This window comes from Paraburkholderia sp. GAS333 (genome assembly GCF_050435665.1).
In the GTDB taxonomy this organism is placed as follows: Bacteria; Pseudomonadota; Gammaproteobacteria; order Burkholderiales; family Burkholderiaceae; genus Paraburkholderia; species Paraburkholderia fungorum_A.
Map to the genome: position 1 here is coordinate 1,372,685 of NZ_JBNDKS010000003.1, position 16,245 is coordinate 1,388,929.

The window sequence follows — 16,245 nt, forward strand, 5'->3', positions numbered from 1 at the left end:
TCCTACAATGGAACGACGATGTACGACTTGCTGAAAACCATTGACGACCCGGCAGCCTTGCGCCGCCTTGATCGCCGCCAGTTGCAACCGCTTGCAGACGAGTTGCGTGCCTTTGTGCTCGACAGCGTATCGCAGACGGGCGGCCATCTTTCGTCCAACCTCGGCACGGTCGAGTTGACCATTGCTCTGCACTATGTGTTCGACACACCGCGCGACCGGATTGTCTGGGACGTCGGTCATCAAACGTACCCGCACAAGATCCTGACGGGTCGCCGCGACAAGATGCACACGCTGCGTCAGCTCGACGGGATTTCGGGCTTCCCGAAGCGCGACGAGTCGGAATACGACACGTTCGGCACCGCGCACTCCAGCACGTCCATTTCGGCTGCGCTCGGCATGGCGGTCGCGAGCAAGCTGCAGGGCGATAACCGCATGGGCATCGCCGTGATCGGCGACGGCGCCATGACGGCTGGCATGGCTTTCGAGGCGATGAACAACGCCGGTGTCGAAGACGACGTGCCGCTGCTGGTCATCCTGAACGACAACGACATGTCGATTTCGCCGCCGGTCGGCGCGCTGAATCGCCATCTCGCGCGCCTGATGTCGGGCCGTTTCTACGCTGCCGCGCGTGCAGGCGTCGAACGCGTGCTGCGCGTCGCGCCGCCGATGCTCGACCTGGCTCGCAAGCTCGAAGAGCACGCGAAGGGCATGATCGTGCCGGCCACGCTGTTCGAAGAGTTCGGCTTCAACTACATCGGCCCGATCGACGGTCACGACCTCGATTCGCTGATCCCGACGCTGCAGAACATCAAGGAACTGCGCGGTCCGCAATTCCTGCACGTCGTCACGAAGAAAGGTCAGGGCTACAAGCTGGCCGAGGCCGATCCGGTGCTGTACCACGGCCCGGGCAAGTTCAACCCGGCGGAAGGCATCAAGCCGGCCACCACGCCGTCGAAGAAGACCTACACGCAGGTGTTCGGCGAATGGCTGTGCGACGCGGCCGAGCTGGACGCGCGCGTCGTCGGTATCACGCCGGCCATGCGCGAAGGTTCGGGCATGGTCGAGTTCGAGAAGCGCTTCCCGGAGCGTTACTTCGACGTCGGCATTGCCGAGCAGCACGCCGTGACCTTCGCGGGCGGTCTGGCTGCGGACGGCATGAAGCCGGTCGTGGCGATCTACTCGACCTTCCTGCAACGTGCGTACGATCAGTTGATCCACGACGTCGCGCTGCAAAATCTGCCAGTGGTGTTCGCGATCGACCGCGCGGGTCTGGTCGGCGCGGACGGCGCCACGCACGCAGGCGCTTACGATCTCGCGTTCCTGCGCTGCATCCCGAACATGACGGTGATGGCTGCGTCGGACGAAAACGAATGCCGTCAGATGTTGTACACGGCGTTGCAGCAACCGAATCCGACGGCGGTGCGTTATCCGCGCGGTGCGGGTACGGGTGTCGCCACCGTCAAGCAGATGGCGGCGTTGCCGATCGGCAAGGGCGAAGTGCGTCGCGAAACCTCGCAGCCGGCCGGCAAGCGCATTGCGATTCTGGCGTTCGGCACGATGGTCGCGCCGTCGCTCGCAGCCGCTGAGCAACTGGACGCGACAGTCGCGAACATGCGCTTCGTCAAGCCGCTCGACGCCGAACTGGTCCGCCAGCTGGCCGAAACGCACGACGCCATCGTCACCGTCGAAGAAGGCTGTGTGATGGGCGGTGCAGGTTCGGCTTGCGTCGAAGCCCTGCTTGAAAGTGGGGTTATTCGTCCCGTACTACAATTGGGCCTCCCCGACCAGTTCATCGATCATGGGGATCCGGCCAAGCTGCTCGCCGCGTGCGGTCTCGACGCTACGGGCATCGCCAAGTCGATTCGCGAGCGCTTTCTGTCGAGCGGCGCGGTCGGCGGTCAATCTTCGGTGAAGCGCGTCGCTTAATTGCGCTGCCGTTTGCCATGTTGCCGCTGTGTCAGCACGGCCATGGCGGTTTCCCACTTGAATCGGTGAGCCTCTGGCCCATCTTCAAACGCCGGCCCAGGCCGGCGTTCGCCGTTGCGCATCCTGATTCGCACGGCCGCCGAGCACCCCATCCGGTCGACTCGCGACAGCCCTCGATCCCCAACGGGATCGTCGGGCGCGGACAACCTGGGCGGCCCGGCGTCTCCTGAAAGGACAAAAAAATGAACCAGATGAATCCCGCCTTTGTGATGCCCGACGTGCAAAGCACGCCCGATACGCGTCAAATTCCGATTCAACGAGTCGGCGTCAAGGGCGTGCGTCATCCGTTGACGGTGCGCACGCAAAGCGGCGAAGTGCAGCCGACGGTCGGCACGTGGAACCTCGACGTGCATCTGCCGGCTGAGCAGAAGGGCACGCACATGTCGCGTTTCGTCGCGTTGCTCGAAGAGAGCAAGACGCCGCTCGAATCGGCCACGTTCCGCACGATGCTCGCGGCGATGCTCGACAAGCTCGAAGCCGAAGCGGGCCGTATCGAAGTGTCTTTCCCGTACTTCGTGAACAAGACCGCGCCGGTGTCGGGCGTGCAAAGTCTGCTCGACTATGAGGTCACGTTGACCGGCGACGCGCGCAACGGCGCGACGCGTCTGTTCCTGAAAGTGCTGGTGCCGGTCACGAGCCTGTGCCCGTGTTCGAAGAAAATCTCGCAGTACGGCGCGCATAACCAGCGCTCGCACGTCACGATCAACGCCGAACTCACCGGCGATGTGGCGGTGGAAGAACTGGTGCGGATCGCCGAAGAAGAGGCGTCGTGCGAACTGTGGGGCCTGCTCAAGCGCCCGGACGAGAAGTTCGTCACCGAGCGCGCGTATGAAAATCCGAAGTTCGTCGAAGACCTCGTGCGCGACGTCGCGCAACGTCTGAATGCGGACGAGCGGATTGTCGCGTATTCGCTCGAAGCCGAGAACTTCGAGTCGATCCACAATCACAGCGCATATGCGGTGATCGAGCGGGACAAGCGGGTGGCCTGACCGTCACGCAGCGCACTGCCTCGGCAGCGCAAGAAAAAAGCCGCTTTTCAAGCGGCTTTTTTTACGGTTCGAGTTGCCCGGGTAGGCCCGGATGCGCAGCCTAGCGCGCGAGCGACGTCAGATCCCAGCGCGGCTTCACGGTGAACGCGTAATCCTTGCCCGACTGATCCGGCCAACGCTGCAAGCGCAACGCGCCGGCCAGCGCGATCATCGCGCCGTTGTCCGTGCACAGCGACAGGTCGGGGTAATGCACGTAGAAATTGCGCTTCTTCGCGGCAGCGGAGAGCGCTTCGCGCAGTTGACGGTTCGCGCCCACGCCGCCCGCAACGACCAGCCGGTTGAGCTTCGTCTTCTTCAGTGCAGCCAGCGATTTGGCGGCCAGCACGTCTACCGCTGCATCGACGAAACCTCGCGCCAGATCGGCTTTCGCCTGTTCGCAGATGTTCGCGCCGCCGAGCTTTTTGGCGTTCGTCAGCACTGCCGTTTTCAGGCCGCTGAAGCTGAAATCGAGGTCGCCGGAATGCAGCATCGGGCGCGGCAGAACCACGGCGCCCGGTGTGCCGAATTCGGCCATGCGCGAGACTTCCGGGCCGCCTGGGTAGCCGAGGCCGAGCAGCTTCGCGGTTTTGTCGAAGGCTTCGCCGGCGGCGTCGTCGAGCGTTTCGCCGAGCGTCTCGTAGACGCCCACGTCAGTCACGCGCATCAATTGCGTATGTCCGCCGGACACCAGCAACGCAACGAACGGGAACGGCGGCGGTTCATCCACGAGCAGCGGCGACAGCAAATGGCCTTCAAGGTGATGGATGCCGATGGTCGGCTTGTCCCACGCCATCGCCAGCGAATTGGCGACGCTCGCGCCGACCAGCAGCGCGCCCGCGAGCCCCGGCCCTTGCGTGTAGGCGATCGCGTCGATGTCGCTGCGCACGGTGCCCGCGCGTTCCATCACCTCTTCGAGCAACGGCAGCGCGCGCCGGATGTGATCGCGCGACGCCAGTTCCGGCACGACGCCGCCGTACTCCCGATGCATCGCGATTTGCGAGTGCAGCGCGTGCGCGAGCAGGCCGCGCTCCGTGTCGTAGAGCGCGAGACCGGTTTCGTCGCAGGAGCTTTCGATGCCGAGAACGAGCATGATGGGTGGTTTGAACGGCGCAAAAGTGGTGACCGTGCGCGCGTCCGAAAGAAAAAGGTAAGCCTGAAAGTATAGCAGCGTGGGTAAGCGCCCGCAGACGCGCGGGTACAATGCGGCCCCATGGAATCCTTCGATATCGCAGTGATCGGCGCGGGCGCGGCCGGCATGATGTGCGCGGCCGTGGCCGGGCAACTTGGCCGCCGCGTGGTGCTGATCGACCACTCGCAGCGTCTCGCGGAAAAAATCCGCATTTCCGGCGGCGGCCGGTGCAATTTCACGAATCTTTACGCGGGGCCGAATAATTATTTGTCGGCGAATCCGCATTTCTGCCGTTCGGCGCTGGCTCGCTACACGCCGCGCGACTTCATGGCGCTGCTCAAGCGGCATCACGTGACGTGGCACGAGAAGCACAAGGGGCAGCTTTTCTGCGACCAGTCGAGCGACGCGATCATCAACGTGCTGAAGGCCGAGTGCGATGCGGGCCGGATTGCGTGGCGCACGCCGCTGTCGGTGGAAGAGGTGCGTCAGGACGCGCAAGGCCGCTTCACACTGGACACCCCGTCGGGTCCGATCACCGCGAGTGCGCTGGTGGTGGCGACCGGCGGCCTGTCGATTCCGAAGATCGGCGCGACCGATTTTGCTTATCGGCTCGCCAAGCAGTTTGGTCACAAGCTGATCGACACGCGCCCGGCGCTGGTTCCGCTGACTTTCGCCGCAGCCGACTGGGAGCCGTTTGCGGCGCTTTCGGGCGTCTCGCTCGACGTGCAACTGGCGACCGGCAACAAGAAAACGGGCGCCGAATTCAACGAAGACCTGCTGCTCACTCACCGTGGTTTGTCTGGCCCAGGCGTGCTGCAGATTTCGAGCTACTGGCAGCCTGGCGAGCCGATTCATATCAATCTGCTGCCTGAACGCGACGCCACCGCCGACCTGCTGGAGGCGAAAACGGGCACCAAACGCCAGATCGCCAACCTGCTGTCCGAGTGGGTGCCGCAGCGGCTCGCGCACGTCTGGCTCGACACCCACCAGATTCCCGCTGAGGCGCGCGTGGCGGATCTGCCGGACAAGACGCTGCGGCGAGTCGGCGACGCGCTGTCGCGCTGGACGCTGACGCCGAACGGCACCGAGGGCTATCGCAAAGCGGAAGTTACGCGCGGCGGTGTCGATACGCGCGGTTTGTCGTCGTCGACGATGATGAGCGAACGCACGCCAGGCCTGTATTTCATCGGCGAGGCGGTCGATGTGACCGGCTGGCTCGGCGGCTACAATTTCCAGTGGGCATGGGCCTCTGGCGTGGCTGCCGGGCAGGCCGCCGCCGAGTTCGCGCGGGCAGCATAAAGGGCTTGACGGCGCATTAGCTTTGTGAGAAAGCTCTGCTATACTCCTGAACCTCTGCGGGGTTTCGTTGTTGAAAAATGACGATAATCCGCGTGAAAGGCAACGAGCAGACAACGAGCCGCTTTAAGTCGCCATGCGCCGTTTCAGGCGCACCGCGGAGAAAAACGGCTTGCTGACCGAGCTTCGCGCTCGCGGGTTTTGCAAAAAACCTACGGCTGAGCGCAAGCGCAGGAAGGCGGCTGCGGTGAAGCGTCATTTCAAGCGTCTGCGTGGTCAGATGCTGCCAAAGAAGTTCTACTGATTCTGGCGTTGCCGCGGTTCCGTCTGAACGGAGCGGCGACATCCAACCGGTGGCGGCACAGCAGGTGCCATCACGGAAACACGGCCCTTCGGGCCAGCCGGCAGGGTCGCATCCACTACGCATATTGCGCCAACCCGCTTGAGGAAGCAGTCCCCAAGCGGGTATTCGTGTTGATGCAGCGGAGTGGTGTCCGCCCCGCCGGTTTTTCAAATTTTTCAACGCATTCAGGTGAGTGATGACTCTCAAGGACCGGATCAACGACGATATGAAAGCTGCCATGCGGGCGCGCGAGACCGAGCGTCTCGGCACGATCCGTCTGCTGCTCGCCGCCATCAAGCAACGCGAAGTCGATGAGCGCGTGACGCTCGACGACACCGCGATCACGGCGGTCGTCGACAAGATGATCAAGCAGCGCAAGGATTCGATCAGCCAGTTCGAAGCCGCCGCCCGCACGGATCTCGCCGACAAGGAAAAGGCCGAGCTGGCCATCCTCGCTGCGTACATGCCGGAGCAGATGTCCGAAGCGGAAATCGTTGCCGAAGTTCAGGCAGCGGTCGCACAAACCGGCGCAGCCGGTCCGCAGGACATGGGCAAGGTGATGGGCGTGCTCAAGCCGAAGCTGGCCGGCCGCGCCGATATGACTGCGGTTTCGGCGCAGGTCAAAGCTGCGCTCTCGAAGTAATTTCTGTTTGACCCCGGCCTGCGCGCCACGCCGCCCGACGGCGGCGCGCGCAGTGTTGAGCTTTTAAGGTAGCGTCATTTACTGTGATTCCACCGTCATTCCTGCAGGACCTGCTCAACCGCGTCGATATCGTCGACGTGGTCGGCCGGTACGTGCAGTTGAAAAAGGGCGGCGCGAACTTCATGGGGCTTTGTCCGTTCCACAACGAGAAAAGCCCTTCGTTTACGGTTAGTCCGACTAAACAGTTCTATCACTGCTTCGGCTGCGGCGCGCATGGCACGGCCATCGGCTTCCTGATGGAGCACGTCGGTTCCTCGTTTCCCGAGGCGGTCAACGATCTGGCGCAATCGGTCGGCTTGACCGTGCCGAACGAACCGTCGCCGGGATATGGCGGTGGCTCGGGCGGTTCCGGCGGTTATTCGTCGGGGGCGTCCAAAGCCGTCACGACCGCGCTGTCCGACGTCATGCAAACCGCCTGCGATTACTACCGCAAGCAGCTGCGCAGCGCGCCCAATGCCATCCAGTATCTGAAGAAACGCGGCTTGACCGGCGAAATCGCGGCCCGTTTCGGCCTCGGCTATGCGCCGGACGGCTGGCAGAATCTCGAGCCCGCATTTCCCAATTACCGGGACGATTCACTGGTCGAATCGGGGCTGGTTATCGTCAGCGAAAAGTCGGATGCGCAAGGGCAGAACCGCCGTTATGACCGTTTTCGAGAGCGGATCATGTTCCCGATCCGCAATGTCAAAGGGCAGGTGATCGGCTTCGGCGGCCGCGTGCTGGACGGCGGCGAGCCCAAGTATTTGAATTCGCCTGAAACGCCGCTATTTAACAAAGGCAGCGAGCTATACGGCCTGTTCGAGGCGCGGCTAGCGATTCGCGAGCAACATTACGTGCTCGTGGTCGAAGGCTACATGGACGTGGTTGCGCTGGCCCAGTTGGGGTTTCAGAACGCGGTTGCCACGCTCGGTACGGCCTGCACACCGATTCACGTCCAGAAACTGATGCGCCAGACCGACACGGTCATCTTCAGTTTCGACGGCGATTCGGCCGGCCGTCGCGCCGCCCGTCGCGCGCTGGACGCCTGCCTGCCGCATGCGGCGGACAACCGGACCATCCGCTTCCTGTTCCTGCCGTCCGAGCACGACCCCGACAGCTATGTGCGCGAATTCGGCACGGAGGCATTTGCCGAACAGGTCGAACGCGCGATGCCGCTGTCGCAATTCATGCTGAACGAAGTGCTCACGGGCAAGGAGTTGGATCAGCCGGAAGGCCGTGCCCGCGCGCTGTTCGACGCCAAGCCGCTGTTGCAGGCCTTGCCGGCCAACGCGTTGCGCGCGCAGATCATGCATATGTTCGCCGACCGGCTCGACGTGCCGTTCGACGAAGTTGCCGCTCTTTGCGAAGTCGATTCGCGAATCGCAGCGGCTGCGCGCCAGGCGCCCGCTCGCAAGGATCGACGCAGTGTCACGGGAATCGAGGAAAAGACCCTGCGCAATCTGGTGATGTATCCGCGCACGGTGGCCGTGCTCGACGAAGACGCCGAACAGGCGCTTCTGAGCGTGACCCGGCACGGCGAACTGTTCGAGGAAGTGACGACGCACGCACGTGCACTCGGCGATTCGGCGGAGTTTCAGTTGTTGTCCGACCTATTGCGAAACGGCGCAAACGCCCCAACTTTCGAGGAAATCTTTCGCAAAATTCTGGACTATGATGAAAATGTCCGGGATTTGCTGCTAAAAGATCCCGAGGATGCGACTGTTATCGAGGAGCGGCGGGAGCAGGAACGGATCGTGGGTGAGGAACTGACGGCCGCGATCCTGAAGATGCGGTATGACGCTTACTGCGAGCGTCTCGAGCAACTTTCGCGGCAATCCCGGCACACGCCGGAAGAGTTCGCGGAGCTCTCGGAACTGAACAGAAAGCGGGCTGACATGAAGCGTCAGCTAGGCCTGTAAAGGGCTTGGCGGAAGGACTGACAAAGGAATCACAAAAAGGTTGACAAAAAACCCAAGTGCTATAATTGAGGGTTTCCAGCGGTTTGTTTTTCAAGGGTTTTCCTAGCAAAGGCGAAAAGGCGATGCGATGGCAAAGACTACGGGCGGAAATAAAGCGACAGGCACAGGCTCCACGGAGCCGACCAGAAAGGTCACCGAGGCCAAGTTAGTTTCTTCCGCCAGAAAAACGTCTACCGTCAGCGTTACGCCAGTTGCCGGGAAGAACTCATCGACCACTTCGGCCGCGCGCGCGGATCCGGTCAGGGCAGCGAAAGCTGCACCACAACCGGCCGCTACGGGGTCAGGTGTCAGAAGCGAAAGGGAAGCGCCTGCTGTGCAGGACGAGGTGGCGGCGCGTGAGATTCCAGTATCCACGGTTCAACCGGCTGTTGTCCAACAGCCGCGAGTCGAGACTACAGCCGGTACGGCGAACTCCATGACGAAAAAGCTGACTGAAGTATCCGTCGATGACGAAGCACCCCAGACCGAAGAGACTCCTGCCGCGCCTCCTGGCAAGGTCGAAAAGGTCAAGGCTCGTGACCGTCGTGCCAAGGAAAAAGCGCTGCTGAAAGATGCATTCGCGTCGTCGCAGCCGGGCACGGTCGAGGAGCTCGAGGAGCGCCGTTCGAAACTGCGCGCGCTGATCAAGCTCGGCAAGGAGCGCGGCTTCCTCACCTACGCTGAAATCAACGATCACCTTCCGGACAACTTCACCGAAACCGAGGCGATCGAAGGCATCATCAGCACGTTCAACGACATGGGCGTGGCGGTCTACGAACAGGCCCCCGACGCTGAAACGCTGCTGCTGAACGACAACGCGCCCGCCGCTTCGTCAGACGACGAAGTGGAAGAAGAGGCGGAAGTTGCGCTGTCCACCGTCGACTCCGAATTTGGCCGCACCACCGACCCCGTCCGCATGTACATGCGCGAGATGGGTACGGTCGAACTGCTCACACGCGAAGGCGAAATCGAGATCGCGAAGCGAATCGAAGACGGCCTCAAGCACATGGTGATGGCCATCTCCGCGTGCCCGACCACGATCGCCGACATCCTCGCGATGGCCGAGCGCGTCGCGAACGAAGAGATCCGCATCGACGAACTAGTCGACGGGTTGATCGACTCAAACGCTGAAGACGCCGATGGCTTCTCCGAACAGGAAGCGGAAGCGATCGAAAGCGAAGACGAAGAAGTCGAAGAAGAAAGCGACGACGACGAAGAAGAGGACGACGGCGCGGCGCAAGCCACCGCCAACGCGGCGCAGATGGAAGCGCTCAAGCGTGCGTCGCTCGAAAAATTCGCGATGATCAGCGAGTGGTTCGACAAGATGCGTCGTGCGTTCGAGAAGGAAGGCTACAAGTCGAAGTCGTATCTGAAGGCGCAGGAAACGATTCAGAACGAACTGATGACGATCCGCTTCACCGCGCGTACCGTCGAGCGTTTGTGCGATACGTTGCGCGCGCAGGTGGACGAAGTGCGTCAGGTCGAGCGTCAGATTCTGCATACCGTGGTCGACAAATGCGGCATGCCGCGTGCGGAATTTATCGCGCGTTTCCCGGGCAGCGAGACGGATCTGGAGTGGGCGGACAAGATCGTCGGCGAAGGTCACGCATACAGCGCGATCCTCACGCGGAACATTCCGGCCATTCGTGAACAGCAGCAACGTCTGCTCGATTTGCAGGCTCGTGTGGTGTTGCCGCTGAAAGACCTGAAGGAAACCAACCGTCAGATGGCGGCCGGTGAACTGAAGGCGCGTCAGGCAAAGCGCGAGATGACCGAGGCTAACTTGCGTCTCGTGATCTCGATCGCGAAGAAGTACACGAACCGTGGTCTGCAGTTTCTCGACCTGATCCAGGAAGGCAACATCGGTCTGATGAAGGCGGTGGACAAGTTCGAATATCGTCGCGGCTATAAGTTTTCCACGTATGCCACGTGGTGGATTCGCCAGGCCATCACGCGTTCGATTGCCGACCAGGCGCGCACCATCCGGATTCCGGTTCACATGATCGAAACGATCAACAAAATGAACCGTATTTCGCGGCAGATTCTGCAGGAAACCGGACTCGAACCGGACCCGGCGACGCTGGCCGAGAAGATGGAAATGCCGGAAGACAAGATCCGCAAGATCATGAAGATCGCGAAGGAGCCGATCTCGATGGAAACGCCGATCGGTGACGACGACGATTCGCATCTCGGCGACTTCATCGAAGACAACAACACGGTTGCGCCGGCCGACGCGGCTCTGCATGCAAGCATGCGCGATGTCGTGAAAGACGTGCTCGACTCGTTGACGCCGCGCGAAGCGAAGGTGTTACGCATGCGCTTCGGCATCGAGATGAGCACCGATCACACGCTCGAAGAAGTCGGCAAGCAGTTCGACGTCACGCGTGAGCGGATCCGTCAGATCGAGGCGAAGGCGCTGCGCAAGCTGCGTCACCCGAGCCGGTCGGACAAGCTCAAGTCGTTCCTCGAAGGGAATTGATCGTTGCGACTGTTGGGTAACAGGTAATGCAGTAGTTTGAAGGGGCCTCCTCGTTGTTTCGCGGAGGCCCCTTTTTCGTGTAGTATGTCGGCCAATCAGCGAATGGGCCCGGCCTTCACGACCGGGTCTTTTTTCTTGGGCCGGACGCCGTGCTGGTTGCAGGCAGCGGACTCATAATCCGCCTCCGAAAGGACATCGTCGGTTCGAATCCGACCCGGCCCACCAAAGGTTTCAGCAGTTTTTGAAACTTCACTATTGTTCCGCAAAAGCTGGATCGTTCCGCAATTCGGCTGTCTGATATCTCCGGCCTCGACTGGCCGGATCATTCGTTACCCTTCGTTTGCGTCCATTCTGACTCGGCGATCAGCGCCAGTTCGTTGGCCCTTCCCTAGCTGCCCCTTCGATCGCGGACGTGATTCCCCCCGTTTTGATTTCGAGTGATGCAGAGCCGCGCTATCTGCTGAGCTGATTGAGTCGCCGCTGAAATGTTTCGAAACCGTTTCGGTTATCGACATGAAAGAAGACAAAGGGGATTTATTGGATGCGACAATATGGCGCTTGTGCCGCGTGATTAATTCGTTCGACGGGAAGTTCGGCTGATTTAGTTGGGCCGCTCATATCGTCCACTCTGGTGAATTCGTCGGCGCTTTATATTCGCCTCTCGCGTGCGATCCGATGGCGATAATCGAGGACGTTCCGTCCGTCTCAATCGCGTCATTCTCGCCGACACCTGAATCGCAAAATCCCCGCCGCTTAATCTTCTTTCCATGGTGATTCCTCTGGCGCGGGCGTGCTCTCCGTTGGCGGTCTGCCGCACAGAGTGAGCGGGGACTCGCCGCTAGGCTGGTCGTCAGCTGGTCCGCAGTTCATCGTCTGGGAGTGGCACGTCGTTTGCGTATGCTCGGCTTCCAGACCATATTAATAAAGAGACCACCATGCGCTCCGACCACACCGCTGCCGAGTTTGCCCAGCCTCAACCTCAACCCGTGCTTGCCACGCCGCTGCAAGCTGCTGACGAAATCACGTCGCAAGAGCCAATGCGCTTGTTGACGCGAGTCACGTTCTGCTTTGCGTGGCTGTTCGGTTTGGAGGCTTTCCTGACGGGTTACGCTGACGATGCTCCGCGGTCGACGCTCGATCGCCATTACTGATCCACTGACCTGAGCCGTCTTGCTGCGGCCATGGCGTCCTCCGGATGGTCATTGAAAGTTTCGCCAGCGAGTCGGCGAAATTTCTACAGAGCGGCAGCGACATCGGCGGGGCGATTGCGGCGTCCTCGAAGACTAAAAGAATCGGCGTCCCCTCTCGTCGATTGCCGGGAATAGCTGTTGCGCGCCTGACGGCGGGAGACTTTCCCATCCGACAAGGCGCTTATCATGCAGACCGTTCCCACCGTCGACCCGATTGCGGATCCGCCCGACCCACCTCTCGAGGTGCCCACCGAGCAACCTTCGCCAAGTCCCAGCACTCCGCCGGATACCAATCCGCTTACGCCGGACTCATCGCCGCAGGACGAGGCGGCGCTTAGGCGCAAATAGGCTGGCCATAAACGCCACTTCTGCAGAAATTAGGGAAACTCCGTGTAAAAACGGGGACGGCTACGCCGTTAAATGAGTAAGGAAGGCTGTTCGATGCATGCCATCCGCTTTCAGCTCGGGTCTTGTCACGCGTCGGTCGGCGCCGCAATTCACCTCCGGGCAATACCCGTGCTGAAGGCTTTCCCTTTTCGTCGACGTCGCAGCGATTGCGGTACATGAAGTGCGGCGAGGCTTGGAGGTTGCCGAAGCCAGCAGTTGCCGCACGAAAAGAAAAACCGCCTTATGGCGGTTTTTTCACGTTAGACCTTCACGTTAGTCCCTTACGCGGGCGTGCTGTTGCACAGATCCAGACGTGCGCCGCGCAACCGATCTCCGGCGAGACGACATATCTCAGAACCAACAATTCAACTTAATTCGAAAATGAGTTAATCGGCAATTGGATAAGCGGATTAATTTGCCATCACGCGAGTGACATTATTAGTCCATCAAAGTTCCCGGTTTTCTTAAATAAATTTACAACCGCTCGATTACGCTTCATTTCATTGCCTCTATTCCTGGCAATGCAGAAATTCCATATTCCGTAATTGTTCCGACCCGATTACGTCAGGCGTATTAAAGCACTGTTGCATACGCACAACTTTGAATATTGAGACGTTGCAAATTACTTATGACCAGAGCAGGTGAATCAGGTCCGGAAAATCGCGATAAATTCCTATAAAACAACGACTTAATACAATTGCCATTTGGATTGTTGCTGATTCTGAAAAATCCTGTTGTGGAAATTGCGCCCGTCGCAACTAGGGTGTCCCCCTACACTCACGCTTCGTTTCAAGGGTGCCCAAGGCCGATCCGGAATGGTCGGCGAACAGGGCAGCAGCCCATGCTTTCATGCGCTGCTGAGGCAGGTCCCGCTCCCTGCGTAAATTTTCCGAACAGGAGTCCCACATGAAGAAGAGTCTCATCGTCGTCGCGGTTGCCGCATCGTTCGCATCCGTCGCTCACGCACAAAGCAGCGTTACCCTGTATGGTCTGCTCGACGCAGGTCTGACGTACACCAGCAACGTTGCTGGCAACTCGAAGTGGGCAGCCGGTAGCGGCGGCATCAATCAAAGCATGTTCGGTCTGCGTGGCTCGGAAGATCTGGGCGGCGGTCTGAAGGCAATCTTCACGTTGGAAAGCGGCTTCGGCATCAACAACGGCACGCTGGGTAACAACGGTGGCCTGTTCAACCGTCAAGCCTTCGTCGGCCTGTCGAGCGCGCAATTCGGTACGGTTACGCTGGGCCGTCAATACGACGCAGCTCAAGACTACCTCGCACCGCTGACGGCAACGGGCAGCTGGGGCGGCACGTTCTTCGCGCACCCGTACAACAACGACAACCTGAACACCAACGGTGGTCAGTCGGTCAACAACTCGATCAAGTACTCGAGCGCTAACTACGCTGGCTTCACGTTCGGCGGCACGTACGGCTTCTCGAACCAGGCTGGTGCATTCGCTGACAACCGCCAGTACAGCATCGGTGCTGCATACCAGTGGCAAGGCCTGCACCTGGGCGCTGCTTACGCACAGCAAAACAACCCGGCTGCAAACACGAGCGGCGCTTCGAGCGGCACGCTGGCGAACATCGGCGGCGAAATGACGGGCGACTTCCGTCAACGTCAATTCGGCGCAGGCGCTTCGTACTCGTTCGGCCCGGCAACGGTCGGCGCAGCATTCACGCAATCGCGTGTTGACAACCTGGTCGGCGCAGAAGCTGGTCAACGCCCGGGTCGTTCGAACAACTACGAAGTCAACGGTAAGTACAACCTGACCCCGGCTCTGGGCCTGGGCGTTGCTTACACGTTCACGGACGCGAAGGGCTACGGCTCGAACGGCGACGGCAGCGAAATGAAGACCCGCTACCACCAGATCGGCGTTCAGGCTGACTACTCGCTGTCGCGTCGTACGGACGTCTACGCTGAAGCCGTGTACCAACACGCAATGGGCGACGGCGGTGTTGCTTCGATCTACAGCGGCGACAACACGGTTTCGCCGTCGTCGTCGAAGAACCAGACGGCTGCTACGATCGGTCTGCGTCACCGCTTCTAAGCTTCGGCTTAAGCTGGTTGCAGTATGAAAAAGGTGCCGCTTGCGGCACCTTTTTTTATGGGCGCAAGATTCGGATGTCGCGCGTCCGGCGGTAAAAACTTCGCTGGCCTTGCCAGAATCGGCGATTGAGAAAATCGTCCGCAGACCGAGTGCAATGCCGGTCTGATTGTTGCGATTCGGTGCTCCGGCAATTCGACCGATCCCGCGTTAAACACCTTGTCGGAATCGATCGCGCCGTCCGATCTCGGTGCGCTTCGGCAGCGCGCGCTATGAACGTGTAGCGATATCCGCCAACTCACTTCGCAGTTCGAAGCCCTTTCATTCAACCGCGACGTGCGAGGCGAGCCTAAGCGCGGACTCGCGGATGACAGACAGCCGCCTTCTCTCCGCCATCAATCTATTGCGATCTCTAACACTCGCACCGACACGTCTAACAAGAGTTAACTTTCACGCGAGCGCTCTTCGGGTAATCTGAAAATGCCCTAATTCATAGACTCTTTCTTCGCGATGACGCCAGCGCATTTGCTGTACGTGCACGCCATTACTCCATGAATATTTTCGTTGTTATGCCTCCGCCCCGCCAGGATCCGATCCAGGATCTGACTGACGAACAATGGAAGCGCATTGCACCGTTGCTACCTGAAGTGCTGGAGCACGCTCCCCGACGTGGTCGTCCTACGATGGACCCGCGCCGGGTGTTGAACAGCGTGATGTGGGTTCTGCGCACGTGCGAGCCGTGGAGCGCGATGCCCAGGCGCCACGTGCCCTATCAGACTGCCCACCGTTATTACCTGCGCTGGAAGCGTTCAGGCGTGCTGGGCCGTGTCGTGCTCGCGCTGTTCAACACCGACGCGATGCTGGAGCGCCGCATCACGCGTAAGAGCGATACGCGCGCGCTGTAAAGCGAAGCGCTAGATCTGCTCCTGACCAAACGCGCTCAAACGTTCGAGGTCGAGCACGTCGATCTGGTTGTACGACAGACGCAAAATCTGCAACCGCTCGAGATTTTGCAGCGCCTGATTGATTCGCTGACGCGACACCCCCGCCAGAAGCCCGACTTCCTCCTGTGAAATGGCGAGCGTCCGACCGGTGTCGGGATACAGATCGGGATTGAACAACTGCGCGAGAGATTGCGCCACGCGCGCATCCACGTTGAGCAGCCGGCTGTTCTGGATCGACGCGATGAACTCGCCCATGCGGTTATTCAGTTGCCGGATCACGAAGCCCGTGAACGGCAGGCTCGACTCGAGCAGCGCATGGAACGTGGCGGACGGCACGAACATCACGAGTGACGGCTGGATCGCGGCCACGTCGTATTTGCGCAATTCGCGCTTGATCACGCTACCTTCGCCGAACCAGCCGCCTGGCGGCACGCCGGACAGCGTGCAGCTCCGCCCGGACGCGTTGTAAATCGCGAGTTTGATCAGGCCGGAATGGACTCCGATCCAGTAGTCCGATGGCTCCTGACGGCGCGCAATCCATGCTCCGCCTTCCAGATGCTCCGCGTGCGCACTGGCGAGGACCATCGCCTGATGCTCGGCGCTGAGCGCCCGAAACCACGCGCAGGTGGCGAAAAGCCGCGCCAGGTCGGCGCTTGCTACCCGCGCGGGCTGAGTGGAGCGGGCGTCGGCAGAGGCAGTCAGCAGTGTGTCGTTCATAAATAGTCGAAGAATGCGTCAGGCTAATGCCGGGGCAGGAAATTGCAGCCGCGCCACTCT

The 16,245-nt window shown here is 60.6% G+C and carries 11 protein-coding genes, 1 tRNA gene and 1 pseudogene; 11 read left to right on the top strand and 2 right to left on the bottom strand.

Going from position 1 to position 16,245, the window contains the following annotated elements; genetic code table 11:
- The first annotated feature begins 18 nt into the window (after positions 1–18).
- A complete protein-coding gene (gene dxs, locus ABH945_RS21900; RefSeq protein ID WP_074770999.1) occupies positions 19–1,926 on the top strand; it encodes a 1-deoxy-D-xylulose-5-phosphate synthase in 1,908 nt (635 codons plus the stop codon).
- A gap of 242 nt (positions 1,927–2,168) precedes the next feature.
- Positions 2,169–2,975, top strand: a complete 807-nt coding sequence (gene folE2, locus ABH945_RS21905; protein ID WP_429251876.1) for a GTP cyclohydrolase FolE2 — start codon at positions 2,169–2,171, stop codon at positions 2,973–2,975.
- Positions 2,976–3,075: 100 nt separating this feature from the next.
- Here the strand turns inward: folE2 and tsaD are convergent, their stop codons facing one another.
- Entirely contained in the window at positions 3,076–4,104 is a 1,029-nt protein-coding gene (gene tsaD, locus ABH945_RS21910; protein WP_074771000.1) for a tRNA (adenosine(37)-N6)-threonylcarbamoyltransferase complex transferase subunit TsaD, read from the bottom strand.
- Positions 4,105–4,224: 120 nt separating this feature from the next.
- Between tsaD and ABH945_RS21915 the strand changes: the two genes are divergently transcribed.
- The 9 genes and pseudogenes from ABH945_RS21915 (at position 4,225) to ABH945_RS21955 (ending at position 15,429) form a co-directional block, all read left to right on the top strand.
- Complete coding sequence (locus ABH945_RS21915; protein WP_429251877.1) at positions 4,225–5,442, top strand: NAD(P)/FAD-dependent oxidoreductase; 1,218 nt, start codon at positions 4,225–4,227, stop codon at positions 5,440–5,442.
- Positions 5,443–5,519: 77 nt separating this feature from the next.
- Positions 5,520–5,743 (top strand): annotated as a pseudogene (rpsU, locus tag ABH945_RS21920) (30S ribosomal protein S21).
- Between the two features lie 235 nt (positions 5,744–5,978).
- Positions 5,979–6,425, top strand: coding sequence for a GatB/YqeY domain-containing protein (locus ABH945_RS21925; protein WP_074766790.1), 447 nt, complete (start codon positions 5,979–5,981; stop codon positions 6,423–6,425).
- Between the two features lie 83 nt (positions 6,426–6,508).
- On the top strand, positions 6,509–8,383 hold the full coding sequence (dnaG, locus tag ABH945_RS21930) for a DNA primase (protein WP_429251878.1): 1,875 nt from the start codon (positions 6,509–6,511) through the stop codon (positions 8,381–8,383).
- Between the two features lie 127 nt (positions 8,384–8,510).
- Positions 8,511–10,901 carry an RNA polymerase sigma factor RpoD gene (gene rpoD / locus ABH945_RS21935; RefSeq protein ID WP_429251879.1) on the top strand — a complete coding sequence of 797 codons (2,391 nt, stop codon included), beginning with the start codon at positions 8,511–8,513 and terminating at the stop codon, positions 10,899–10,901.
- Between the two features lie 137 nt (positions 10,902–11,038).
- Positions 11,039–11,126, top strand: a tRNA-Ile gene (locus tag ABH945_RS21940).
- A gap of 710 nt (positions 11,127–11,836) precedes the next feature.
- Entirely contained in the window at positions 11,837–12,052 is a 216-nt protein-coding gene (locus ABH945_RS21945) for a hypothetical protein (protein WP_074766925.1), read from the top strand.
- Between the two features lie 1,332 nt (positions 12,053–13,384).
- Positions 13,385–14,527, top strand: a complete 1,143-nt coding sequence (locus ABH945_RS21950) for a porin (protein ID WP_429251880.1) — start codon at positions 13,385–13,387, stop codon at positions 14,525–14,527.
- A gap of 566 nt (positions 14,528–15,093) precedes the next feature.
- Entirely contained in the window at positions 15,094–15,429 is a 336-nt protein-coding gene (locus tag ABH945_RS21955; RefSeq protein WP_429251881.1) for a transposase, read from the top strand.
- Between the two features lie 9 nt (positions 15,430–15,438).
- On the opposite strand, the gene ABH945_RS21960 is transcribed toward ABH945_RS21955, so the two are convergent.
- Positions 15,439–16,185, bottom strand: a complete 747-nt coding sequence (locus ABH945_RS21960) for a Crp/Fnr family transcriptional regulator (protein WP_429251882.1) — start codon at positions 16,183–16,185, stop codon at positions 15,439–15,441.
- Positions 16,186–16,245: the final 60 nt, after the last annotated feature.